The 24421-nt window shown below is 67.2% G+C and carries 24 protein-coding genes; 15 read left to right on the top strand and 9 right to left on the bottom strand.

The genetic code is table 11. The features are described from left to right. Window positions 1-3: 3 nt before the first annotated feature. Together P0Y52_00570 and P0Y52_00565 are read right to left on the bottom strand one after the other, a co-directional pair. Window positions 4-1842, bottom strand: a complete 1839-nt coding sequence (locus tag P0Y52_00570; protein ID WEK58064.1) for a DUF885 domain-containing protein — start codon at window positions 1840-1842, stop codon at window positions 4-6. An 82-nt stretch (window positions 1843-1924) separates the two neighbouring features. Continuing rightward, window positions 1925-3589 (bottom strand): thiamine pyrophosphate-binding protein, encoded by a 1665-nt coding sequence (locus tag P0Y52_00565; GenBank protein ID WEK58063.1) that lies wholly within the window; start codon window positions 3587-3589, stop codon window positions 1925-1927. 96 nt (window positions 3590-3685) lie between these two features. On the opposite strand from P0Y52_00565, the gene P0Y52_00560 reads away from it, so the two are divergent. The 3 genes from P0Y52_00560 (at window position 3686) to P0Y52_00550 (ending at window position 4743) form a co-directional block, all read left to right on the top strand. Next, the gene (locus P0Y52_00560) at window positions 3686-3823 is read left to right on the top strand and encodes an entericidin A/B family lipoprotein (GenBank protein WEK58062.1); all 138 of its coding nucleotides are present in this window, start codon (window positions 3686-3688) and stop codon (window positions 3821-3823) included. A gap of 96 nt (window positions 3824-3919) precedes the next feature. After that, complete coding sequence (locus P0Y52_00555; protein ID WEK58061.1) at window positions 3920-4324, top strand: YidB family protein; 405 nt, start codon at window positions 3920-3922, stop codon at window positions 4322-4324. Between the two features lie 167 nt (window positions 4325-4491). Next, window positions 4492-4743, top strand: a complete 252-nt coding sequence (locus tag P0Y52_00550; protein WEK58060.1) for a hypothetical protein — start codon at window positions 4492-4494, stop codon at window positions 4741-4743. Between the two features lie 90 nt (window positions 4744-4833). On the opposite strand, the gene P0Y52_00545 is transcribed toward P0Y52_00550, so the two are convergent. The 3 genes from P0Y52_00545 to P0Y52_00535 form a co-directional block, all read right to left on the bottom strand. Next, window positions 4834-6231 carry a serine hydrolase gene (locus P0Y52_00545; protein ID WEK58059.1) on the bottom strand — a complete coding sequence of 466 codons (1398 nt, stop codon included), beginning with the start codon at window positions 6229-6231 and terminating at the stop codon, window positions 4834-4836. A 95-nt stretch (window positions 6232-6326) separates the two neighbouring features. Then, on the bottom strand, window positions 6327-7265 hold the full coding sequence (locus P0Y52_00540) for a pirin family protein (protein WEK58058.1): 939 nt from the start codon (window positions 7263-7265) through the stop codon (window positions 6327-6329). A gap of 199 nt (window positions 7266-7464) precedes the next feature. After that, on the bottom strand, window positions 7465-7953 hold the full coding sequence (locus P0Y52_00535; GenBank protein ID WEK58057.1) for an Lrp/AsnC family transcriptional regulator: 489 nt from the start codon (window positions 7951-7953) through the stop codon (window positions 7465-7467). Between the two features lie 145 nt (window positions 7954-8098). Here P0Y52_00535 and P0Y52_00530 point away from each other — a divergent pair, with 145 nt between their 5' ends. From P0Y52_00530 to P0Y52_00505, 6 genes are all read left to right on the top strand, one after another. Next, window positions 8099-9331 (top strand): 3-methyl-2-oxobutanoate dehydrogenase (2-methylpropanoyl-transferring) subunit alpha, encoded by a 1233-nt coding sequence (locus P0Y52_00530; GenBank protein WEK58056.1) that lies wholly within the window; start codon window positions 8099-8101, stop codon window positions 9329-9331. A gap of 2 nt (window positions 9332-9333) precedes the next feature. Beyond that, the gene (locus P0Y52_00525) at window positions 9334-10455 is read left to right on the top strand and encodes an alpha-ketoacid dehydrogenase subunit beta (protein WEK58055.1); all 1122 of its coding nucleotides are present in this window, start codon (window positions 9334-9336) and stop codon (window positions 10453-10455) included. A 1-nt stretch (window position 10456) separates the two neighbouring features. Further along, window positions 10457-12100: a 2-oxo acid dehydrogenase subunit E2 gene (locus P0Y52_00520; GenBank protein ID WEK58054.1), complete on the top strand. Its 1644-nt coding sequence runs from the start codon at window positions 10457-10459 to the stop codon at window positions 12098-12100. A 1-nt stretch (window position 12101) separates the two neighbouring features. Further along, window positions 12102-12575 carry a hypothetical protein gene (locus P0Y52_00515; GenBank protein ID WEK58053.1) on the top strand — a complete coding sequence of 158 codons (474 nt, stop codon included), beginning with the start codon at window positions 12102-12104 and terminating at the stop codon, window positions 12573-12575. Between the two features lie 9 nt (window positions 12576-12584). Beyond that, complete coding sequence (lpdA, locus tag P0Y52_00510; GenBank protein ID WEK58052.1) at window positions 12585-13982, top strand: dihydrolipoyl dehydrogenase; 1398 nt, start codon at window positions 12585-12587, stop codon at window positions 13980-13982. A 132-nt stretch (window positions 13983-14114) separates the two neighbouring features. Further along, the gene (locus P0Y52_00505) at window positions 14115-14471 is read left to right on the top strand and encodes a hypothetical protein (protein ID WEK58051.1); all 357 of its coding nucleotides are present in this window, start codon (window positions 14115-14117) and stop codon (window positions 14469-14471) included. 1 nt (window position 14472) lies between these two features. Here P0Y52_00505 and P0Y52_00500 read toward each other — a convergent pair whose 3' ends face one another. Next, on the bottom strand, window positions 14473-14808 hold the full coding sequence (locus P0Y52_00500) for a GIY-YIG nuclease family protein (protein ID WEK58050.1): 336 nt from the start codon (window positions 14806-14808) through the stop codon (window positions 14473-14475). Window positions 14809-15126: 318 nt separating this feature from the next. Between P0Y52_00500 and P0Y52_00495 the strand changes: the two genes are divergently transcribed. Next, complete coding sequence (locus P0Y52_00495; GenBank protein ID WEK58049.1) at window positions 15127-15315, top strand: hypothetical protein; 189 nt, start codon at window positions 15127-15129, stop codon at window positions 15313-15315. Window positions 15316-15369: 54 nt separating this feature from the next. Here P0Y52_00495 and clpB read toward each other — a convergent pair whose 3' ends face one another. Then, entirely contained in the window at window positions 15370-17973 is a 2604-nt protein-coding gene (gene clpB / locus P0Y52_00490; protein ID WEK58048.1) for an ATP-dependent chaperone ClpB, read from the bottom strand. A 168-nt stretch (window positions 17974-18141) separates the two neighbouring features. On the opposite strand from clpB, the gene P0Y52_00485 reads away from it, so the two are divergent. The 4 genes from P0Y52_00485 (at window position 18142) to P0Y52_00470 (ending at window position 22894) form a co-directional block, all read left to right on the top strand. After that, window positions 18142-18786: a LysE family translocator gene (locus P0Y52_00485; GenBank protein ID WEK58047.1), complete on the top strand. Its 645-nt coding sequence runs from the start codon at window positions 18142-18144 to the stop codon at window positions 18784-18786. Between the two features lie 41 nt (window positions 18787-18827). Next, a complete protein-coding gene (locus tag P0Y52_00480; protein ID WEK58046.1) occupies window positions 18828-20738 on the top strand; it encodes a BCCT family transporter in 1911 nt (636 codons plus the stop codon). 199 nt (window positions 20739-20937) lie between these two features. Beyond that, window positions 20938-22590, top strand: coding sequence for a serine hydrolase (locus P0Y52_00475; GenBank protein ID WEK58045.1), 1653 nt, complete (start codon window positions 20938-20940; stop codon window positions 22588-22590). A 70-nt stretch (window positions 22591-22660) separates the two neighbouring features. Next, window positions 22661-22894: a hypothetical protein gene (locus tag P0Y52_00470; protein ID WEK58044.1), complete on the top strand. Its 234-nt coding sequence runs from the start codon at window positions 22661-22663 to the stop codon at window positions 22892-22894. On the opposite strand, the gene P0Y52_00465 is transcribed toward P0Y52_00470, so the two are convergent. Further along, a complete protein-coding gene (locus P0Y52_00465) occupies window positions 22891-23082 on the bottom strand; it encodes a hypothetical protein (GenBank protein ID WEK58043.1) in 192 nt (63 codons plus the stop codon). The genes P0Y52_00470 and P0Y52_00465 overlap by 4 nt on opposite strands. Window positions 23083-23245: 163 nt before the next feature. On the opposite strand from P0Y52_00465, the gene P0Y52_00460 reads away from it, so the two are divergent. Beyond that, window positions 23246-23965, top strand: a complete 720-nt coding sequence (locus P0Y52_00460; GenBank protein ID WEK58042.1) for a Crp/Fnr family transcriptional regulator — start codon at window positions 23246-23248, stop codon at window positions 23963-23965. Window positions 23966-23969: 4 nt separating this feature from the next. On the opposite strand, the gene P0Y52_00455 is transcribed toward P0Y52_00460, so the two are convergent. Beyond that, window positions 23970-24374, bottom strand: a complete 405-nt coding sequence (locus P0Y52_00455) for a hypothetical protein (GenBank protein WEK58041.1) — start codon at window positions 24372-24374, stop codon at window positions 23970-23972. Window positions 24375-24421 lie beyond the last annotated feature (47 nt).

Genomic DNA, 24421 nt, shown 5'->3' with positions numbered 1-24421 from the left:
TGGCTAGCTCGGCTTGCCGCCGCCCGCCGCGATCCAGGCGTCGACCTGGTCCGCCAGCACGTCCAGCGGCACCGAGCCGGAGCCGAGAACCACCGCATGGAAGTCCTTGATGTCGAAGCGCGGTCCCAGCGTCGTCTCGGCCTTGTGACGCAGTTCCTCGATCTTCAGCTCGCCGATCTTGTAGCTGGTCGCCTGGCCGGGGTTGGTGATGTAGCGCTCGACTTCCTTCTGAATGTCGCGTTCCGACAGCAGGGAGTTCTGGCGGAAGTAGTCCATCGCCTGTTCGCGCGACCAGCGCTTGGCGTGCAGGCCGGTGTCGGTCACCAGACGCACCGCGCGCCACAGCTCGGTCGAGAGGCGGCCGAAGTCGGAATAGGGGTCCTGATAGAAGCCCATCTCCTTGCCCAGCTGCTCGGCGTACAGGCCCCAGCCCTCGGCATAGGCGCCATAGCCGCCGAAGCGGCGGAAGCGCGGCAGGCCTTCGATCTCCTGAGCATAGGCGATCTGGAAGTGATGCCCCGGCGCGCCCTCATGATAGCTGATGCCCTCGATCTGGGGCTTCAGCACCTGGGTCATGTCCGACAGGTTGACGTAGTAGATGCCCGGTCGCGAGCCGTCCGGCGCCGGCGAGTTGTAGAAGGCGATGGAGGCGGTCGCCTCACGGAAGGGCTCGACCGCCCTCACCTCCAGCGCCGCCTTGGGCAGGGTCGAGAACCACTGCGGCGCCACCTGCATGACCTGAGCGATGAAGGCGCGGGCGTCGGTCAGATACTGCTCCTTGCCCTCCGGCGTGTTCGGATACTGGAAGCGCGGATCGGTCTTCAGGAAGACGAAGAAGTCCTGCAGCGAACCCTCGAAGCCGACCTGGGTCTTGATGGCTTCCATGTCGCGCTGGATGCGGGCGACCTCGTCCAGACCGATCTGGTGGATCTGGTCGGCGGTCAGGTCGGTCGTGGTCGAGAGCTGCAGGCGGGCGTTGTAATAGGCCTCGCCGTTCGGCAGCCGCCAGACGCCTGCGTCGCTGTCGGCCAGCGGCTGGACCTCGGCCAGGGCCGTCAGCACCGTGTCGAAACCGCGCTTGTAGGGGCCGGTCAGGGCGGCACGGGCCGAGGCCAGCAGTCGGTCCTTGGTCGCCTGATCGGCGTCCAGCGCCCCGACCTTCTTCTGGAAGTCGGCCCAGACCGGGTTGTCGGCTCCGCCGTCGAAGGGCGCGCCGGCGATGACCGCGCGGGTGTTCTCGATGGAGGGTTCAAACACAAAGCGCGGCGAGACCACGCCCTCGGCGGCGCGCGTCTTCAGCGTCGTCGCCACCTGCCCCATGTAGCGCTCGGCCTCGCCGATGCGCGAAATATAGGCCTCGGCGTCCGAGACGCTGCTGATGCGGTGGTTGTTGATCAGGAAGACGGGCAGGCTGGTCGTCGGATTGCCATTGGCCGCGAACTGGAAGTTCCAGTCGCGCCATTGGTTCGACAGGCGCGCCTGCTGCACGCCGTATTCGAACAGCCGCCAGGACAGTTTGCTCTGCGTGCTGAGCTTGGCCGGATCGAACTCCGCCTTCATCCGCGCCAGTTGCGCCTCTTGCAAAGCCAGCGCGCGGGCCGAGGCGGCGTCGGACACGTCGTCCAGCTTGTCGTAGTCGGTCTTGAGGCCCAGCGAGGTCATCTGCTGCGGGCTCAGCGCGATCCGTTCCTGGAAGGCCTGTTCGAAGAAGGCGTTGAGGCGCGCGTCCTCGGATTGAGCCTGGGCCGCAGCCGGGGCAGGCGCAGCAGCCTGAGCCATGGCGGCGGGCGCGGCGGCGCAGAGCGCCAGGACGGCGGCGGACGAGATCAGAAGACGACGCATGAAGAACCCCCTCGGTACATTCGAGGGGGCACTGTTTCGTGAAGCGTCGCCGCGCGCAAGCGACGACGCCCTGTTTAAGGACTCAGCCGCCGCGCAGGTCGGTAATCGTCCGCCCCGGCGCGATCTGTTCGGCGTCGGTGATCAGGTGGATCAGGGCCGGACGCCCGCCCGCAGCCGCCTCGCGCGCCGCCGCCAGCGCCGCCGGGAAGTCCTCGGTCTTCTCGCAGCGCACCGCGAAGGCGTCGAAGGCCTCGGCGTATTTGACGAAGTCGGGATTCTTCAGCTCGGTGGCGATGACGCGGGCGGGGTATTCGCGCTCCTGGTGCATGCGGATGGTGCCGAAGGCGCCGTTGTCGACGACCACCACGATGACGCCGAGGCCGTACTGGGCGGCGGTGGCCATTTCGTTGGCGCTCATCATGAAGTCGCCGTCGCCGGCGATGCAGATCACCTCGCGCGCCGGATCGACCGCCTTGGCCCCCAAGGCCGCCGGATAGCCATAGCCCATGGCGCCCGAGGTCGGGGCGAGTTGAGTGCGCCTGGCCTGATGGCGATGGAAGCGGTGCAGCCAGGCGGCGAAATTCCCGGCGCCATTGGTCAGGATGGCGTCCTCGGGCAGGGCTTCGGCCAGGTGGGCGACGACCTCGCTCATGTTGACCGCGCTCTTGACCTCGATGGGCGAGGAGAAGGCGATGAAGTCGGCGTGGGCGGTCACGCCCAGCTCGCTCCAGGTCCGGCCCGGATCGATGGCCGACAGGGCCAGGGCGGCGAGAGAATTGTCCGAAGCCGCCGACAGGCTCGGCGCCCAGACGCGGCCCAGTTCCTCAGCGCCCGGATGGATGTGGATCAGGGTCTCAGCCGTCCTGGCGCGATCCAGCAGGGTATAGCCCTGGGTCGGATTCTCGCCCATGCGGGCGCCGATCACCAGCAGCAGATCCGCCGCCTTGACCCGCGCGACCAGCTTGGGATTGGGACCGAGGCCCAGGTCGCCCGCATAGCCGGGATGGTCGTTGCGGATCAGGTCCTTGCGGCGGAAGGACAGGGCGACGGGCAGGCCCAGTCGCTCGGCCCAGCCGGAAATCGCGTCGGTGGCGGCGTCGGTCCATCCGGACCCGCCGAGGATCAGCATGGGGCGCTCGGCCTTGGCCAGACGCGCCGTCACCTGCTCGACGAAGGCCGGGTCCAGCGCGGCCTTGGCGGCGACCACCGGGCGCACCGGGGCCGGCCCGCCGTGGTCGTGAAGGATGTTTTCGGGCAGGGCCACGACCACCGGCCCCATGCGGCCTTGCAGGGCCGTAGCGAAGGCGCGCTCGACCACCTCGACGGTGCGTTCGGGGCTTTCGATCTCGGTCGCCCACTTGGCCAGGCCGCCGAAGACCTCGCGGTAGTCGACCTCCTGGAAGGCGCCCCGGCCCCGGTCGGTCAGGGCGATCTGGCCGACGAACAGGATCATCGGCGTGGAGTCCTGATGCGCCGTATGCACGCCGATGGAGGCGTGGGTCGCGCCCGGTCCGCGCGTGACCATGCAGACGCCCGGCTTGCCCGTCAGCTTGCCATAGGCCTCGGCCATGTTGGCGGCGCCCGCCTCGTGGCGGCAGACGATGACCTCGATCTTGTCGCGCACGTCGGCCAAAGCGTCGAGCACGGCCAGATAGCTTTCGCCCGGCACACAGAAGACCTTGTCGACCCCGTTCATCACGAGGGTGTCGACCAGACGGCGGGCGGCGGTGTCGAGAGCTTGCGTCATAAGTTCGCCGTTAGCAGATTGAAGGATGAATTGGCCATGCAACCTTATGGTCAAGCTTCACGTTGAAGCGTCAATCGCCAATTTCGGGGAATTCCCATGCGCAAGCTCATCGTCCTCGGCGTCATCGCCGCCGCCCTGACCACCGCCGCCTGCAACACCGTCGCCGGCGTCGGCCGCGACCTGTCGGCCGCCGGCCAGGCCGTGACCTCCAGTTCCAACTCGGCCCGCAACTAGGGCCGTCATCGCGGCGGGGTTTGCGATCGTTTGCGATCCCGCCACAAAAGCGTAGCCTCCCTTCCTCAGACTGCCGACCTCAATCGGAGAATGACTATGGGACTGCTGGATAACGTGCTCGGCGGCCTTGGCGGCGACGCCGCCGGCGGCCTGTCGGACCTGCTCAAGGGTCAGGGCGGCGTCACCGGTCTGGCCGAGAAATTCGGTCAGAACGGTCTGGGCGACATGGTCGGGTCGTGGATCGGCAAGGGCGGCAACGCCGGGGTCTCGCCCGAGCAGATCACGGCGGTGCTCGGCTCCGGCCCCATCGCCGACTTCGCACAGAAGCTCGGCATTTCGCCGGAACAGGCCAGAGAGACCTTGGCCGGCCTGCTGCCGGAAGCCGTCGACCGCCTGACGCCGAACGGCTCGGCGGACAGCGCCGACGACCTGCTCGGCAGCCTGATGAACAACCTGCCGGGCGGCATCGGCGACGCCCTGGGCGGCCTGTTCAAGCGCTAAGCAGACCTTGACGCGGGTGCGCAGAGGGTCCTGAAGCGGGCTTCAGGCTGGCCTGAGCGTCGCAGATTCAGAGATTTCCAGACATTCCCCGTCTGAGACCGGAGCCTTATCCAAAGGCGGTGCGTTTGGTGGCGCGCATCTGGCGCATGCAGCGCCGCGGGGACATCATGACGAGACGTGTGCGGGTCGCCTTGCTGGCGGCGGCCATCATCCTCACGCCGGCGGCGGCGAGCGCCGAAGCCGCCAGCACGCCCACCACCCTGTCGTCAACGTCGGCGGACCTCGGCGGGCCGCGCGACCAGATTTCAACCCCCGAGGCGGTTCCGAGCCCGATCCATTGGGCCATGATCGCGGTGGGCGTCGCCTTTGTCGGCGTCGCCTTCTACATCCAGCGTCGCCGAGGCTTCGACTTCGACTAGCCGAACAGGTTAGAGGGGATCGGTCAGTTGGGCTGCTGCGCGGTCCCCGGCTGAGGTTGCTGCGGGGGCGATGAGAAACGGAAGGCCGTCTCAAACGCCCCAGTAGAGACGATCATCGGCAGTCCAGGCCACGACCAGATCGCGCTGAGCGCCTCTTCGCATCAAGCGATAGCGCGTCATTTCACCCTCGATCGGATCAGCGCCGACCCGCCAGTTTTCGAGGGGCACGATCGTCTCCAGCCCGCCGAAACGCGGCAAACGATCCTGCGGACGCCAGGCCAGTTCCGTTGCGAGCAGTCCCGCGGGCGCCGGCGTGCCGGCAGGTCGCTCCAACAGACCTCGCAGGGCGCGGGTTCGGGCGTCGGTTCCGTCCCCTGCCGCCGCCATGCCTGTCCACGTCAGGCCCGGCTGGATCGACTCCGCCAGGGTAGTGATCATGTCATCCAGCCTCACGCCGCCGGGCCCCTCCGAATTGACCATGGCCAGGATCGACAGATCAGCTTGCGGCCAGGTCATCCAGTTGCTGACAAACCCCGGCACCCCGCCGGTATGACGCCACAGGGCCGCGCCGCGCGAGCTCTCCAGAAAGACGCCGCAACCGTAAGGCGCCAGGCGACCACTGTTGAGGCGGCCCGGGGCGACAATCCGCGACATGCTGTCCGCCGAAATCAGCCTGTTGGCGTCGAGCGCGGCGCGCCAGGGGGCGACATCCCTTGCCGAAAACAACACCCCGCCGTCCGCCGCGCGGGAGACCTCGTCGTCCATGCGAACCGCATGGTGTATGCCCTCGTCGCCGACACTGTAGGGCTCGGCGCGATTGGGAATGATCTGCTGCGATGCATCGGGCCGCGCGCTCGGCGCGCCCGCCGGCTGGAAAAGACGCGTCTGGATATAGTCGGCATAGCTCCGTCCCGACACGTCCGAGATCAGCCAGCCGAGCAGAAGATAGTTGGTGTTCGAATATTGCCAGCTCTCGCCCGGCTGGAACTGGACGGCCACGTCCTTCAGGGCGGCGATGACGGTCTCGCGCGTCTGCGCCCGGTCCCAGTCGGGGAGAAGGTCCGGGTAGTCGATCAGGCCGGAGGTATGGTGCAGCAGATTCCGGATCGGAACACCGGCAAGGACAGGCGGCAGGTCTTTGACGTGGGCGCCGATCGGGTCATCGATATCGACAAGCCCGGCCTCAACAAGCTGAAAAACGGCCACGCTGGTCATCAGCTTGCCGTTCGAGCCGAGATGGAACAGGGTCTGCTCACCGACCGGCACATCATAGGACAGCGACGCCCTGCCCCAGGGATAGAGCGCCACAACCTGACCGCTGCGGACCGCGACCAGAACGCCGCCCGTCGTGGTCTTGCCTGCCCGCAGCGCATCAAGGGCTACAACGGCGGCGGGGGATGGCGCTGGCGCATGGGCCCAGGCAGAGCGTGTCACCCCCAGCCCGGCGACGCAGGCGGACGCCGCAAAGAAACCTCGACGATCCAGCATGACCAGCCCCCCGTTTACGACGGGACTATGCACGCCGCCAAAGCTTGGTCCAACGGCGAATTTCCAACCGGGAGGTCCCTATCGGCGACCTCGTCCTAAACCGGATCGGTCGGCTTGGGCTCGACGGGTTCGGGCGCCCGGGTGGCCTGGGCGGGTTCGTCCGGGAGGGGGATGAACTCGAGGGCGTCCTCAGTCGGCAGGCTCATGCGGCCCGCCTTCCAGTCGGCCTTGGCCTGATCCAGGCGGTCCTGGGTCGAGGCGACGAAATTCCACCAGATCAGGCGTTCGCCGACCGGCTCGCCGCCCAGGGCCATGACGCTGGACGGTTGCAGGGCGGTGACGGTGGGTTCGGCGTTGGCCGACAGGATGACCATCTGGCCTTCGTGGAAGCTGCGGCCGTCGACCTCGATCAGACCCTTGGCCACGAACAGCGAGCGTTCGCTGTAGCCGCCCTTGGCCTTGGGCGGGGGCGGCGCGGCGCGCACGCCCTCGGCCATTTCCCAGTGGACATAGAAGAGCGGAGATTCGACCGGGGTGCCGGCCTTGGCGCCGAAGGCCTCGCCCGCCACCAGACGCGCGAACAGGCCGTTGTTCTCATAGGTGGGCTGGGCGTCCTCGCCCAGATGAGTGAAGGAAGGGGCGATCTCTTCCTTCTCCAGCGGCAGGGCGACCCAGGCCTGCATGCCGTGCATCTTGCCGCCCTGCGCCTTCTTCAGCGGGTCGGTGCGCTCGGAGTGGACGATGCCGGAGCCGGCCGTCATCCAGTTCACCTCGCCGGGACGAATGGCCTGGGTGTAGCCCAGGTTGTCCCGGTGCATGATCTCGCCCTCGAACAGATAGGTCAGGGTCGACAGGCCGATGTGCGGGTGGGGCCGCACATTGATGGCGTCGGCGCCCGGCGCGAACTCGGCCGGGCCCATCTGGTCCAGGAAGATGAAGGGGCCGACCATCCGGTGCGAATGGAAGGGCAGGACGCGCCCGACCTCGAACCCGCCGAGGTCTTTTCTGCGCGCGTCGATCACCAGTTCGATCATGTGAAATCCCTCAATCCTGTTCGGACGAGAGATAGGCCGCGACGGATCGATCGCCAAGCTTTCCTCCCCATGGAATGGGGAGGTGGCGCGGACGCGCTGGCGTCCGTGACGGAGGGAGCGACTCGACGGCTGACGTTTGCGGCGCCCCCTCCACCGCTTTGCGGTCCCCCTCCCCATAAAATGGGGAGGAAAGAGGTTCTTAGCTGACGTGGGGGGTGATGATGCCCAGCGGCAGGGTGGTCACGTTCTTCACGCCGCGCGTGACAATGTGCGAGGCGCAGTCGGACACGATGCCCAGGGTCAGCAGCTTGTCGCGCAGGAACTGGTCGAAGGCGTGCATGTCCGAGGTGATGATGCGCAGGACATAGTCCTCGCGGCCCGTGATGGTGGCGCACTGCACCACTTCCGGCCAGTTGGCGACGGCGGCTTCGAAGATGTCGAGGTTCTCACGCGACGGCAGGCTCAGCTTGACGATGGCGTAGACTTCGAAGTCCAGACCCAGCAGACCCGCGTCCAGAAGCGTGACCCGCTTGCGTATCAGGCCGCTATCCTCCAGTCTCTTGATCCGACGCCAGCAGGGCGAGGCCGAAAGGCCGACGCGATCGGCGACCTCGGCGACCGACAGTCCCGCGTCCTGTTGCAGGATGTCGAGGATGCGGGCGTCGATAGGATCAAGTTCGTCAGCCAAAGGCGTTTCTCCAAAAGGGGATTTCACGCAATAAAATACCCCAAATCACCATTTGGCAAGGGTATTTTTAGGAAGGCCAACAGAGACACGCCATGCTATGCCCTCTTCATAGAGGAAACGCGGTCGGATTAACCGGACGGGACGCATGATGAAGAATACGCCCACGCTGTCGCTGCGCGTGCCAGAGCCCTCGGGCCGGCCCGGCGATGCCCCTGATTTCAGTCACTTGCAGTTCGATCCCGCCGGCGCCGTGACCCGGCCCGCGGTGTCGACCGCCCCCTATGAGATGCGCGATCACGCCTTCCGGCTGGTCCGCGTGCTGGACGACGAGGGTCAGGCCGTCGGGCCCTGGGACCCCAAACTCGATCCCGAGACGATGCGCCGCGGCCTGAAGGCCATGATCCTGACGCGCGCATTCGACGAGCGGATGCACCGCGCCCACCGCCAGGGCAAGACCAGCTTCTACATGAAGTGCACCGGCGAAGAGGCCATTGCGGTGGCGCAGGGCATGATCCTGAGCCGCGAGGACATGGGCTTCCCCACCTATCGCCAGCAGGGGCTTCTGATCGCGCGCGGCTATCCGCTGGCGACCATGATGAACCAGATCTATTCCAACGCCGAAGACCCGATCAAAGGCCGCCAGCTGCCGATCATGTACTCGGCCAAGGACTATGGCTTCTTCACCATCTCGGGCAACCTCGGCACCCAGGTGCCGCAGGCTGTGGGCTGGGCCATGGCCAGCGCCTACAAGGGCGACGACAAGATCGCCATCAGCTGGATCGGCGACGGCGCCACGGCGGAAGGCGACTTCCACAACGCCCTGACGTTCGCCTCGGTCTACCGCGCCCCGGTCATCCTGAACGTGGTCAACAACCAGTGGGCCATCTCCTCCTTCATGGGCATCGCCGGGGGTCTGGACACGACCTTCGCCGCCAAGGCCATCGGCTACGGCCTGCCAGCCCTACGCGTCGACGGCAACGACTTCCTGGCCGTCTGGGCCGCGACCCAGTGGGCCGAGGAACGCGCGCGCACCAACCAGGGCGCCACCGTGATCGAGCTGTTCACCTATCGCGGCGCGCCGCACTCGACCTCTGACGACCCCAGCCGCTATCGCCCCGGCGACGAGGCTGAGAAGTGGCCGCTGGGCGACCCCATCGAGCGCCTGAAGCAGCACCTGATCGTGCTGGGCGAATGGTCGGACGAGCAGCAGGTCGAAGCTGAGAAGGACGCCGTCGAGCAGGTCCGCGCCGCCGGCAAGGAATCCGAAGCCATCGGCACCCTGGGCCAGTCGCGCCCCAGCGTGAAGACCATGTTCGAGGAGGTCTATGCGACCGAGGACTGGCGCCTGATCGAACAGCGCCGCGAGGTCGGAGTCTGACCATGACCCAGCAAACCTTCACCGACGCCGACCGCAACGACGGCCTCGAGCCCGACATGGTCGATCAGAACAATGCGCCGAAGTCGGAGGCGCCCGCCAAGGGCGTCGTGCCGATGAACATGATTCAGGCCCTGAACTCGGCCATCGACGTCAAGATGACCGAGGACCCGAACGTCCTGTCGTTCGGCGAGGACGCGGGCTATTTCGGCGGCGTCTTCCGCGTCACCGACCAGTTGCAGCAGAAGCACGGCCTGACCCGCAGCTTCGACGCCCCGATTTCGGAGTGCGGCATCGTCGCCGCCGCCATCGGCATGGGCGCCTATGGCCTGCGTCCGGTCGTGGAGATCCAGTTCGCCGACTACATCTATCCGGCCTATGATCAGATCGTCTCGGAAGCGGCCAAGATGCGCTACCGCTCGGGCGGTCAGTTCACCTCGCCGATCACGATCCGCAGCCCCTACGGCGGCGGCATCTTCGGCGGCCAGACGCACAGCCAATCGCCGGAAGCCCTGTTCACCCACATCGCGGGTCTGAAGGTCGTCATTCCGTCCAACCCCTATGACGCCAAGGGCCTGCTGATCGCCGCCATCGAGGACGATGATCCGGTCGTCTTCTTCGAGCCCAAGCGCCTCTACAACGGCCCCTTCGACGGCTGGCACGAGAAGCCGGTTTCGCCGTGGAAGACCCAGGAGCTGGCCCAGGTTCCGACCGAGAAATACGCCCTGCCGATCGGCAAGGCCCGCGTCATGCGCGAAGGTTCGGATGTAACCATCCTGGCCTATGGCACCATGGTCTGGGTCGCCCTGGCCGGCGCCGAACACGCGGGCGTGGACGCCGAGGTCATCGACCTGCGGACACTGGTGCCGCTGGACATCGAGACCATCGAGGCCAGCGTCAAGAAGACCGGGCGCTGCGTCATCGTGCACGAGGCGCCGAAAACCTCGGGCTTCGGCGGCGAGCTGTCGGCCCTGGTTCAGGAGCGCTGCTTCTATCATCTGGAAGCCCCCATCGCGCGCGTCACCGGCTGGGACACCCCCTACCCGCACGCCTTCGAGTGGGAATACTTCCCCGGCCCGCAACGCGTGGCCGACGCCCTGAAAGCCGTCATGTCGGGAGGCCGTTGATATGGGTCGTTTCGTCTTCAAGCTGCCCGACGTGGGCGAAGGCACCGCCGAGGCCGAACTGGTCGCCTGGCACATCGCGGTCGGCGACATGGTCGAGGAAGACCAGATCGTCGCCGATGTCATGACCGACAAGGCCACCGTCGAGATCACCGCCCCGGTCAGCGGCAAGGTTCTGGCCATTCACGGCCAAGCCGGCGAGATGGTGCCGGTGCGCGGCCCCCTGGTCGAGTTCGAGGTCGAGGGCGCGGGCAACGCGTCGGACGCCGAGCCGACACCCGCCCCTGTTGTCGCCAAATCCGAGCCTGCCCCCGTCGCCGTCGAGGCGCCGAAGGTGGAAGCAGCCCCGGTCAGCGCCCCGGCTGCTGCTGAGGGTGCGAATTACGTCTTCAAGCTGCCTGACGTGGGCGAAGGCACCGCCGAGGCTGAACTGGTCGGCTGGCACGTCAAGGTCGGCGACGCGGTCGAGGAAGACCAGATCCTCGCCGACATCATGACCGACAAGGCCACGGTCGAGATCACCAGCCCGATCAACGGCGTGGTCGTCGCCCTGCACGGCGAAACGGGCCAACAGGTCCCCGTCGGCGGGCCTCTGGTCAGCTTCAAGGTCGAGGGCAAGGGCAATGTCGCCGCCGCTCCGGCTGCCGCTGCCCCCGTCGCCAAGGCCGAGAAGGCCGCAGCCCCCGTCGCCAAGGCTGCGGCTCCTGTCGCGCCCAAGGCTTCGGCCAAGCCCCTCCCCGCCATGACCGGTCGTCAACCGGGCGAACGCGCTCTGGCCTCGCCCGCCGTGCGCAACCGCGCTCGCGATCTGGGCATCAACCTGGCCTTCGTGCCGGGCTCGGGTCCCGCTGGCCGCATCCAGCATGAAGACCTGGACGCCTTCGTCGCGCGCGGGGGCAGCCTGCCCGCCGCGACCAGCGGTGCCCCCTCCTCGACCTACGCCCGCGCCGAGGGCGCCACCGAGACCAAGATCATCGGCCTGCGCCGCAAGATCGCGGAGAAGATGGCCGAGAGCGTGCGTCGCATTCCGCACATCACCTATGTCGAGGAAATCGACATGACGGCAGTGGAGGACCTGCGCGCCCACCTCAATGCGACCAAGTCGAAGGACCAGCCCAAGCTGAACGTCCTGCCCTTCATCGCCCGCGCCATCGTCGTCGCCCTGCGCGACCAGCCGACGATCAACAGCCACTATGACGACGAGGCCGGGGTGCTGACGACGCACGCCCCGGTCCATCTGGGCATCGCCGCCCAGACGCCGAACGGCCTGATGGTGCCGGTCGTCCGCCACGCCGAGGCGCTGGACCCCTACGCCACCGCCCTGGAAATCGCCCGCGTCTCCGGCGCGGCCAAGGACGGCTCGGCCAAGCGCGAGGAACTGTCCGGCTCGACCATCACCATCACCTCGCTAGGGACGCTGGGCGGCGTGGTTCACACGCCGATCATCAACCACCCCGAGGTCGCCATCGTCGGCCCGAACAAGATCGCCGAACGCGTGGTGGTCAAGGACGGCCAGATGGTCGTGCGCAAGATGATGAACCTCAGCTCCAGCTTCGATCACCGCATCGTCGACGGGCATGATGCGGCGGTCTTCGTGCAGCGCATCAAGGGGTTGCTGGAGCACCCGGCCACGCTCTGGATGAACTGAGATGAAGTGCAGCGCGGCTATAGCAGTAGCAGTGGCCGCGCTTTTCGCGGCAGGTGAGGCTGCGGCTTGCTCCCCATTGAGGAAATCTCCCGAAGAGTGGGAGGCCTTTTATGCGGAAAGTCGCGCCAAGCTTATCGCAGCGAGCCGTCTGGTTTACTGGGCACAGCTCGATGCAGTTGAAAACGGCCGAAATTACCGACGCTACACAGTGGGTAAGGTAGAAACGCTGTATGGCTACTACCCACCAGAGTCTCTGCAGTCACCGGACCGGCTCATGGGGGCATGTGGCCCTACTCCGCGTTATCTAGTCGAGAGTGTAAATCCCAATAGCTCCGTTGGCACAAAGGTCTTGGTTTTCTTAGGAGCCACGCCGGGTGGCGGCTTAGAAATTATTGAAATTGCACCTGAAGGGCTGCCACTGACCAACACATTGTTGGAAATGCTTCAGCCTAAGATCTACTCACAAAATCACTAGCAGAAGCCAATGATCCAGACCCTGAAAACCAAAGTCCTGATCATCGGCGCCGGGACCGGCGGCTATGTCGCGGGCATCCGATGCGGCCAGCTCGGGCTGGACACCGTTCTGGTGGACGGCGGCGACGGCCTGGGCGGGACCTGCCTGAACGTCGGCTGCATTCCGTCCAAGGCCATCATCCACGCCGCGGGCAAGTACGAGACGGTGGCCAAGGCCGCCGGGGACGGGACCCTGGGCATCACGGCGTCGGCCCCGGCCATCGACCTGTCCAAGACGGTCGAATGGAAGGACGGCATCGTCAGGAAGCTGAACGCCGGCGTCGCCGCCCTGCTGAAGAAGGCCAAGGTCAAGGTCATCAAGGGCTGGGCCGAGTTCTCGGACGCCAAGACCTGCCGCGTCGAGACCGCCGACGGCCCCATCCTGATCACCGCCGAACACGTCATCCTGGCCACGGGGTCGGAACCGGTTGAACTGCCCTTCCTGCCCTTCGGCGGCGACGTCATCTCCTCGACCGAGGCGCTTAGCCTGCCCGAGGTGCCGAAGAAGCTGGTCGTCGTCGGCGGCGGCTATATCGGCCTGGAACTGGGCATCGCCTTCCGCAAGCTGGGCGCCGAGGTGGCCATCGTCGAGATGGCCGACCGCCTGCTGCCGCTCTACGACAAGGCCCTGACTGACCCGGTGCAGAAGTGGCTGGAGAAGCACGGCGTCGAGCTGTTCCTCGGCGCCCGCGCGGGCGGCTTTGGCGACGGCAAGCTGAACGTCACCGACAAGGACGGCAATCCGATGCAGCTGGACGCCGACAAGGTGCTGGTCACCGTCGGCCGTCGTCCGCGCACCAAGGGCTGGGGTCTGGAGACCATGGGCGTGGCCATGGACGGCCCCTTCGTGCAGATCGACAAGCGCTGCGCCACCAGCATGAAGAACGTCTGGGCCGTCGGCGACCTGACCGGCGAACCCATGCTGGCGCACAAGGGCTCGGCCCAGGGCGAGGTCGTGGCGGAAATCATCGCCGGCCATGACCGCGTCTTCGACCCCGTCACCATCGCCGCCGTCTGCTTCACCGAGCCGGAGATCGTCTCGGCAGGCTTGGGTCCGCAGGACGTCGAGGGCCGCGACGACGTGATCCAGTCCGTCTTCCCCTTCGCCGCCATCGGCCGCGCCCTGGCCATCGAGGCCGGCGAGGACGGCGGCTTCGTCCGCGTCATCGCCTCCAAGTCCGACCACCGCATCCTGGGCATCCAGGCCGTCGGCCAGCACGTCTCCGAGATGTCCAACAGCTTCGCCCAGATGCTGGAAATGGGTGCCGTGCTGGAAGACGTGGCGGGTGTCATCCACGTCCACCCGACGCTGGGCGAGGCCTTCCACGAGGCGACGCTGCGGGCCCTGGGGCACGCCATTCATATCTAAGGGCGCTATCGCTCGCGACGCGGTCGCTCACTACTTGAGCGCGTTCTTCCTTCTCCCCTTGAGGGAGAAGGAACCGCCCCGCTTGCCCGGCGCAAACGAAAGTCCGACCCTCCCGCAAACTGGGAGGCTTCGATGAGCGCCGAGACCCATTACCTGGCTGTCTTCACCAGCGACAAGACCGGCCCGCGCTGGCGGGCCTGGCGCGCCATGAGCGAGGCCGATCAGGCCGAGACGGCGCGCCTCGGCGTGGCCGCCGTCGCCGCCTGGGAAGAGGCCCACCGCGATTCCATCGTCTGGCAGGGCGGCCCGCTGGGCCCGACCAAGCGCATCGACGACGACGGCGCCGTGACGGACATGGTCAACCTGCTGACCGTCTTCATGGTAGTGCGCGCCGACAGCCACGAGGCGGCCGCCCGCCTGTTCGAGAACCACCCGCACATGAGCATCTTCGTCTGCGACGGGGTGGAGGTGATGCCGGTCTTGGGGTGAGTCAGTCCGCGCCCGGCGGCGGGGTCCAGTTGGGGTCAGGGAACCAGTCGGCCGCGAGGTCGCGCCAGTCCGGGTTGTCCCGCTCGATCAGGGCCAGCTTCCAGTCGCGCAGCCATTTCTTGATGCGCCGTTCGCGCCGGATGGCCTCAAGCATCAGGGCGTGTGGCTCGAACCAGACCAGACGGGTGCAGTCGTGCTCGTCGGTGAAGCCAGGAAAGACCCGCGTCCTGTGCTTCCACACGCGGCTTTCGAGGTTTGAGGTCGAGCCAGTGTAGAGCGTCCCGTTCCGCCCGCTCGCCATGATGTAGGTCGCGATGAAGGTGCGGTGGGTCGCCATACCGTAACGCTAACCCGCCCCTCCGCTTTCGTCACCACGCTCCGCTCCCCCTCTTCCGTCATCCTCCGGCGTAGCGAAGCGGAGACCGGGGGACCCAGCGGCGCCGAAGGCGAAACCCCTCAACCCGCACGCCCTCGACAGTGTCGCGCTCCCGCGCGCCGCTGGGTCCCCCGGTCTGCGCCGCTCACGCGGCTTGCCGGAGGATGACGAAAGGAGAGGGGCTGGCCCGCCAGGAACGATAAAATCGACCAACGTTGTCTGACTCGACTCTACAGCACGAATCGCAGATGTTCACCTTTCGTTCAAAGGAGATTTGCCATGGGCAAAAACACAGGCGACGGCTACCGCCAAGGTGCAGTGCGCGGGCGCACCCAGTTCCAGCATGAGAATGGGGACTGGCAAAAGCGCGACGAAGGCAACGGTCAGTTCATGGAGCGGAAGTCTTCTCCCGGACCGTTCAAGGGCGTTGCGAAAGAACCCGACGGACGGGACACAAAGAACTCGTAGCAAAAAGGGCCGCGATTTCGCGGCCCCTTTCTCACTGCAGCAAGGCGCTAGGGATCAATGCACCCGCGCCTTCCCGATCTCCAGCCCGTCCGTCCCCGCTGACACGGCCACCACGCTGCCGTCCTCGATCTCGCCGGCCAGCAGCTTCTTGGCCATGGGGTCGACCAGTTCCTTCTGGATGACGCGCTTCAGCGGCCTTGCGCCGTAGACCGGGTCGTAGCCCTTGTCGGCGAGCCAGGTCAGGGCGCTGTCGTCCAGGGCCAGCGTCAGGCGACGGTCGGCCATCAGCTTCTCCAAACGCGCCAGCTGGATGCGGACGATGCCGCCCATCTGTTCGCGGCCGAGGCGGTGGAACAGGATGATCTCGTCGATGCGGTTCAGGAACTCGGGCCGGAAGTGGGCGCGGACCTGTTCCATGACCAGGGGACGAACGGCCTCGACATCCTCGCCCTCGGGCTGGTCGGCCAGATACTGGCTGCCCAGGTTTGAGGTCATGATGATCAGGGTGTTCTTGAAGTCGATGGTGCGGCCCTGGCCGTCGGTCAGGCGGCCGTCGTCCAACACTTGCAGAAGCACGTTGAAGACGTCGGGGTGGGCCTTTTCGACCTCGTCGAACAGGATGACCTGATAGGGGCGACGACGCACGGCCTCGGTCAGGGCGCCGCCCTCGTCATAGCCGACATAGCCGGGAGGGGCGCCGATCAGACGGCTGACCGAGTGCTTCTCCATGTATTCGGACATGTCGATCCGGGTGATGGCGTTGTCGTCGTCGAACAGATAGCCGGCCAGGGCCTTGGTCAGCTCGGTCTTGCCCACGCCCGTCGGGCCGAGGAAGAGGAAGCTGCCCAGCGGCTTGTTGGGGTCGTTGAGCCCTGCGCGAGCGCGGCGGACGGCGTCGGACACGGCTTCCAGCGCCTCGTCCTGACCCACCACGCGGCGGCCCAGTTCGTCCTCCATCTTGAGCAGCTTTTCGCGCTCGCCTTCCAGCATCTTGTCGACGGGCACGCCGGTCCAGCGGCTGACGACGGCGGCGATCTGCTCGGCGTCGACGACCTCGGGGGTCAGGGGGCCCCCATTCTTGTTTTCTTGGCCGGGTTTCTCGGCGGCTTCGGCCTCGGCCAGCTGGCGTTCCAGTTGCGGGATCTGGCCGTAGGCGATCTCTGAGGCGCGGCCGAGATCGCCAGCGCGCTGGGCGGCGGCCAGTTCGGCGCGCAGACGGTCCAGGGTTTCACGCAACTGGGCGCCCTGGCCGACCTTGGCCTTCTCCGACTTCCAGCGGGCGGTCATGTCGTCCGACTGGCCTTCGAGGTCGAGGATCTCGTCCTCGATCTTCTCCAGACGCTGCTGCGAGGCGCTGTCGCTCTCCTTCTTCAGGGCCTCGCGCTCGATCTTGAGCTGGACCAGACGGCGGTCGATCTCGTCCAGAGCCTCGGGCTTGGAATCGACGGCCATGCGCACGCGGCTGGCGGCCTCGTCGATCAGGTCGATGGCCTTGTCGGGCAGGAAGCGGTCGGTGATGTAGCGGTTCGACAGGGTGGCGGCGGCGACGATGGCGCTGTCGGAAATGCGCACCCCGTGGTGGACCTCGTACTTCTCCTTGAGGCCGCGCAGGATGGACACCGTGTCCTCGACGGTGGGTTCGGCGACGAAGACCGGCTGGAAGCGACGGGCCAGGGCCGCGTCCTTCTCGACGTGCTTGCGGTATTCATCGAGCGTGGTGGCGCCGACGCAGTGCAGTTCGCCGCGCGCAAGCGCAGGCTTCAGGAGGTTGGAGGCGTCCATGGCCCCGTCGCCCTTGCCGGCGCCGACCAGGGTGTGCATCTCGTCGATGAAGAGGACGATGCCGCCTTCGGCTGCGGCCACCTCGTTCAGCACGGCTTTCAGGCGTTCCTCGAACTCGCCGCGGTATTTGGCGCCCGCGATCAGGCTGCCCATGTCCAGCGACAGGACCTTCTTGTCCTTCAGGCTTTCGGGCACGTCGCCGTTGACGATGCGCAGGGCCAGTCCCTCGACGATGGCGGTCTTGCCGACGCCGGGTTCGCCGATCAGGACGGGGTTGTTCTTGGTGCGGCGGGCCAGGACCTGGATGGTGCGGCGGATTTCCTCGTCGCGGCCGATGACCGGGTCGACCTTGCCGTCGCGCGCGGCCTCGGTCAGGTCGCGGGCATAGCGTTTCAGGGCGTCGTAGCTGTCCTCGGCCGAGGCGTTGTCGGCGGTCTTGCCCTTGCGCTTCTCGGTGATGGCGGCGTCCAGCTTGGAGGCCGAGACCCCGGCGGACTTCAGCGCCTCGGCGGCGGCCCCGCCCTCCTTGGCGAGCGCGGCCAGCAGGCGCTCGGTGGTGACGAAGGCGTCGCCGGCCTTCTTGGACGCTTCCTCAGCGGCGTTGAAGACGCGGGCCGTGTCGCCGTCCAGATAGAGCTGACCCGAGCCGCCCTCGACCTGGGGCCGCTTCTTCAGCAGGCCCTCGGTGACGAGTTCGACGGCGGACGGATCGCCGCCGGCCTTGTCGATCAGATCACGCGCCAGACCGTCGCGTTCCTCGAGCAGCACCTTCAGCAGGTGCTCGGGCGCGAACTGCTGGTGCCGCCGGGCGAGCGCCAGCGACTGGGCGGATTGGACGGCCTGTTTGGCGCGGTCGGAATAGAGGTCGAGATTCATTTCGGTGCAGTCCCCTCGGAAGGCGGAAAACCATCAAGACGCCCTTCGACGAAGCAGCGCCTTGCGTTGTGTCAAACGAGGTGGGTGTGGCGGATCGGCAACGCAAGGGCCGACGTCGGCGATTGATGAAGGCCCGCCTCCCGGCCTAGCCTGACATCAGGAGGCGCCATGGATGTGCTGATGTCATCGCCGGTCGATCCCGCCGTCGTCCTGCCCTTCCTGGCGGCGGTGGCGCTGATGGAGCTGACGCCGGGGCCGAACATGGGTTGGCTGGCCCTGGTGTCGCTGTCGCAGGGGCGGACGGCGGGGCTGGCGGCGGTGGCGGGGATCACGCTCGGCCTGACGCTGTGGATGGTCGCCGCCGCCTTCGGCCTGACCGAGGTGGTTCTGCTATGGCCCGCCCTCTATCAGACCATCCGCTGGGCCGGGGTGGGCTTTCTGCTGTGGCTGGCCTGGGACGCCTGGCGCAGCACCGGCGACGGGACGGAGACGGCTCCGGTCGAGACGCGGCGACGCGCCCTGTTCCGGCGCGGCCTGATCGGCAATCTGCTGAACCCCAAGGCGGCTTTGCTCTATGTCGTCCTGCTGCCCGGCTTCATCCGTCCCGCCTACGGCTCCACCCTGACCCAGGCCCTGACGCTGGGGAGCCTGCACGTCCTGGTCAGCGTCGCCGTTCATTCGATCATCGTGCTGACGGCGGCACGGGCGGGCGGCGCCCTGCTGACCCGCGCCCAGGGGCCGATGATGCGCGCCGCCATGGCCCTGGGCCTGATCGCCGTCGCCGTCTGGACCGCCTGGGAGACGCGGGTTTAGGTCGAGAGGGAACCCCAAGCGTCGCCGTGCGCTAGGGACCCATGCTGACGACCAAGATGAACCCCCGCGTCTTCTGGGGGGCCAGCGCCATCGCGGGCGCCCTGCTGCTGCTCGCCCTGATCGCGCCCTCGACCTCCGACCTGATTTTCGGCGCGGCCCAGGCCTGGGTGATCGACACCTTCGGCTGGTTCTATGTGGCGGCGGTGGCGGGCTTTCTGCTGTTCGTCACCGTTCTGGCCGTGGGGCCGACCGGGCGGCTGAAGCTGGGGCCGGACGACGCCGAGCCGGACTTCCCCTATGTCTCATGGCTGGCCATGCTGTTCGCGGCGGGCATGGGCATCGGCCTGATGTATTTCGCCGTGGCCGAGCCGGTGCAGCACTATGTGGCCCCGCCCGAGGCGGCGCCCGGCACGATCGACGCCGCGCGCGAGGCCATGGTCATCACCTATACCCACTGGGGCGTCCACGCCTGGGCCATCTATGCCGTCGTCGGATTGAGCCTGGCCTATTTCGCCCACCGTAAAGGCCTGCCCCTGACCATGCGGTCGGGGCTCTATCCGCTGCTGGGCAAGCGGATCAACGGGCCGATCGGCGACGCGGTCGACATCTTCGCCATCTGCGGCACCCTGTTCGGCATCGCCACCTCCCTGGGGCTGGGCGTGGCCCAGATCACCTCGGGCCTGAACTATGTGACGGGCCTGCCCAATACGGTGACGGTGCAGGTCGGGCTGATCGTGGTGGTCATGGGGGCGGCGACGATCTCGGTGCTGACCGGGGTGGACAAGGGGGTGCGGCGGCTGTCCGAGCTGAACCTGATCCTGGCCGTCTGCCTGATGCTGTTCGTGCTGGCGGTTGGGCCGACCCTGTTCCTGCTGCGGGCCTATGTGCAGAATTTCGGCCTCTATCTGGACCACTTCTTCGTCCGCACCTTCACCCTCTACGCCTATGAGCCGCGGGCGTGGATGGCGGACTGGACCCTGTTCTACTGGGCCTGGTGGATCGCCTGGTCGCCGTTCGTGGGGATGTTCATCGCCCGCATCTCGCGCGGGCGGACGGTGCGCGAATTCATCATCGGCGTGCTGCTGGTCCCGACCGCCTTCACCTTCCTGTGGATGACGGTGTTCGGCAACTCGGCCATGGGGCTGGACCTCGGCATAGCCGGCGGGGCCATCTCGGACGCGGTGCAGGCCGACCTGTCGACGGCCCTGTTCCACTTCCTGGAGTACCTGCCGGGCACGGCCGTCACCTCGACCCTGGCGGTGGCGTTGGTGGCGGTCTTCTTCGTCACCTCGGCCGATTCCGGCTCGCTGGTCATCGACACCATTGCGTCGGGCGGGGCCGAGGAGACGCCGCGCTGGCAGAGGGTCTACTGGTGCGGGCTTCTGGGGCTGACGGCGGCCCTGCTGCTGCTGGCGGGAGGTCTGGGCGCGCTTCAGGCCGCGACCCTGGTGGCGGCCCTGCCCTTTGCGGTCATCATGATCCTGCTGGCCTTTGGTCTGGCGCGACAGATGAACGCCGACCTCAAGGGCGAGGCGGTCGAGACCGAGGCGCCGCCCATCCGCGAGCGGTTGAAGCGTATCTTCTCGCCGGCCAGCCGCAAGGACATCGCCCGCCAGATCGAGCGTCAGGGCGCGCCGGCCCTGGTCGAGGTGCGCGACGCCCTGGTCGAGGGCGGGCTGGAAAACAGCCGCGTCGAGATGGACGAGACCGGGGTCTGGCTGGTGGTCGAGCACGCCAACGGCCGCGACTTCCTCTATCGCATCGGGGCGCGCTCACGGCCCCTGCCCGCCCTGACCGCGCTGGAGGCGCCCGAGGGTCGCCGGGCGCTGGAGTGGCGGATGACGGCCCAGACCGGCGACGGCACGCGCCCCCGCGATCTGACCGGCTTTACGCGGGCGCAGATCGTCGCCGACGTGCTGGACCATCTGCAACGGTGGCGTCAGGCGGCCTAGGCCCCTCGGACTTCCCGCTCACCCCGGCGGACGCCGGGGCCCAGTGAGAACAGCAGCCGCCGCCCTTCAGCCCATCCTCGTGCCTGAGCCAAAGCACTGGATCCCGGCGTCCGCCGGGATGAGCGGTTGTGGCGGGATCGCCCCTTGGCCCGAGGGACGCAGAACGCTAGCGTCGCCGCTCATGTCGGGAGCTTCGCCTATGTCCATCCGTCTGTCGCGCCGTGCGGCCCTGTTCTCCTCCGCCGTCGCCGCGTCGAGCGCCGCCCTGCCCGGTCTGGCCCTGGCCCAGGTTCGCGCCGACACGCGCACCGACGAGGAGATCGCCGCCGCCGCCGACGCCTGGGTGCAGCGCTGCATGGCCGCCTGGCCGGAGCAGCCGGCCGTGTCCCTGGCCCTGGTTCGCGACGGCAAGACGGTGCTGGCCAAGGGTTACGGCGTGCGCCGTCAGGGCAAGGCCGAACCGGCGGATGAACACACCCTGTTCGCCATCGCGTCGAACTCCAAGAACGTCACCGCCGCCTGCCTGGCCATCCTGGTCGACGAGGGCAAGGTGAAGTGGGACGAGCCGATCAGGACCTATCTGCCGGGCTTCACCCTGTCGGACCCGGTGATCGGCGAGCGCATCACCGTGCGCGACACCCTGAGCCACCGCGCCGGTTTCGGCCTGGGCGCGGGGGATCTGCTGTTCTGGCCCAACAGCGACCGGACCCGCGCCGAGGTCCTGGCCCAGGCCGCCTTCGTGCCGATCGAGGACGGCTTCCGCGAGGACTACCACTACTGCAACCTGATGTTCGTGGTGGCGGGCGCGGTGATCGAGAAGGTGTCGGGTCTGTCGTGGGAAGACTTCGTCCAGACCCGCATCTTCGACAAGGTGGGCATGAGCGAGAGTGTGCCTCTGGCCCGTCTGGCCGATCCCAAGAAGTCCGCCCTGCCTCACGCCCGCGTCGGACCGCCGCTGCGCCTTCAAGGGCCGATGACCCAGATCGCCCAATCAATCGCCGAGGTGTGGAATTGGGATTCGGCGGCGGCGGCGGGCGGCATCTGCGCCAGCGCCACCGACTGGGCCAAGTGGATCGCCGTGCGCCTGAACGACGGCAAGCTGGCCGACGGAACGCGCCTGTTCTCGGAAGCCGCCGCGCGCGAGATGTACAAGCCCAACATCATCGTCTCTTCGTCGAACGGACCGACGGCGGAGCTGCCCAACCGGGCCGTGGCCTCGACCTACGCCATGGGCCTGCAGGTGCAGGACTATCGCGGCGAGCGGCTGGCCACCCACGGCGGCGGCTCGCCGGGCGGCATCTCCTCCACCGTCCTGATCCCCGGCCGCAAGATCGGCTTCTCGGTCTTCACCAACGCCGAGGAGAGCTTCCTGCTGCGCGCCCTGCGCTCGGGCCTGTCCGACATCGCCATGAACCAGGTCGACGTCGACTGGATCGCCGACTCGAAAAAGCGCGAAGCCGAAGGGACCGAGAAGTCGCTGAAGGCCGCCGTCGAGATCGACGCCAAGCAGGCGGCGGGCGCCCCGCCCTCCATGCCGCTGGACGCCTATGTCGGGACCTGGCGCGACCCCTGGTATGGCGACATCACCATCGAGCAGAAGACCGAGGGGCGTGGGCGCAACCGCAAGACCGGCCTGTGGCTGGCCTTCACCCACACCCCGGCGCTGAAGGGCTGGCTGGAGCCCTATGACGGCGAGACCTTCCGCACCCGCTTTGCCGACAAGCGCGAGGAGGACGCCTTCATCACCTTCAACATCGCGACCGCCAAGCCGGCGACGGCGACGCTCAAGGGCGTCTCGCCCGACATCGACTTCTCCTACGACTATCAGGACCTGCGGCTGACGCGGGTCTGAAGTCCGAATGGAATGAACAAATGAGAGCGGGGGGCCCTTTAAGGAGCAGCAGCCACCGAGGAGCCCCCGCTTGCCACGCTATTTCTTTCACACCGAGAACGGCCATCTGGTCCCCGACGATCAGGGTCAGGAACTGGCCAGTCTGGACGCCGCCCACGCCGTCGCCCTGGACACCATGGGCGAGATCCTGCGCTATCAGGGGCGGGCCTTCTGGAAGACCCGACAGTTCCGGGTCATCGTCACCGACGACAAACAGGCCGAGGTGGTGCGGCTGACCACCTGCGCCAGCTCCTCGTCGCTCTAGCCCGCCGGGGTTTCGGCGACGAAGACCATGCGGTCGCCGTCCATGACTTCAACCCGATGCACGCGGGTCCATTCCGCCAGAACCGGCGCCAGCGAAATCGAAATCGCGTCGTCGTGCGGGCTGTCCACATGACGCAGTCGCGGCACCTCGCCCTCGCGGACGGTGATCAGGCAAAGGTAGGTCTTCATGCGAGGGTCCCGACGCGAACGTCGCGCCGCCGGAACCTAAGCCGTTCAAAACCGGCCGCATTCACATATGTAAGTTCGCGATCCGGCGAAGTCCGTCACGGAATACGGCAACGCTTGTTCGGCTTGGGCGTTTGTCTTCCTGCTAGCTATGGGCCCCCACACCATGACCAACGCCCTCATTGAAAAACTGTCGCGCCGGGACACGGTTTCGCCCGTCGAGATCGCCGCCCTGGCCGAGGTTCTCGACCCGCCGCGCAAGGTCGACGCCAATGTCGATATCGTGCTGGAGCATTCCATCACCGACCACAGCATCCTGTTGCTGGAAGGATTCACGGCGCGCTATTCCACCCTGACCGACGGACGGCGGCAGATCACCGAGATCAACGTGGCCGGCGACTTCGTCGACCTTCACAGCCTGCTGATGAAGCAGATGGATCACGGCGTGGTCACGCTCAGCCCCTGCGTCATCGCCCATGCCCCGCACGCCCGGCTGCGCCGGCTGACCGACCAGCACGGCCACCTGACGCGACTGCTCTGGCTCGACACCATCATCGACGCCGCCATCCATCGCCAGTGGCTGGTGGCCATGGGACGGCGCAGCGGCCTGGGGCATCTGTCGCACCTGGTCTGCGAACTGTTCACCCGGTTGAGCGCGGTCGGGCTGAACGACGGCCAGAGCTTCGACATGCCGCTGACCCAGACGGTTCTGGGCGACGCGCTTGGCCTGTCGACGGTGCACGTCAACCGCCTGATCGCCGAGCTCCGCCGCGAGGGCCTGGTCCGCTGGACCAACCCGCGCGTGGATATTCTGGACTGGCCCCGTCTGGCCCAGATCGCCGAGTTCGACCCCACCTATCTGCGGCTGCACGCCGCCCCCGTCTAAAGGCTCAGCGAGCCGCCGGGCGCTGGCCCGCCTCAAGAATAGGCATGCCGGCTTCGGTAGGGATGTAGATGGTCTGACGGCCTTCCTTGCCGGCGGTTTCCTGCAGCATGTTGATATAGGACCAGCGCAGATAGGCCTCGGGGCCGCCGAGGGCCTCGGCCATGATGCGGTTGGCCTCGTTGGCGCCCTTGGCGCGCTCGATCTCGGCGGCGGCGGTCAGCTTGGCCGAGTCGAGGGCGGCCTGGGCCTCCAGCACGCGGATCCGGCGGTTCTGCACCGCCTCCTCATAGGCCGCCTTGCCCGCCATCTGCTTGGAATAGACGTTGTAGGTCGGGAAGCCGACCAGGACGACGGCGATCAGCACGCCGATGGCGATGACCGAGCCGATGGTGAAACCGATGCCGCGCATGAGCGCCTCCCCTGAAAAATCAGCGCTCAGGGTGGACGTCGCCCGCC

Origin of the sequence: Candidatus Brevundimonas phytovorans (assembly GCA_029203145.1) — a bacterium.
GTDB lineage: Bacteria > Pseudomonadota > Alphaproteobacteria > Caulobacterales > Caulobacteraceae > Brevundimonas > Brevundimonas phytovorans.
Note: the sequence above shows the minus strand (reverse complement) of the source record. Positions and strands in the feature narration are given on the sequence as shown.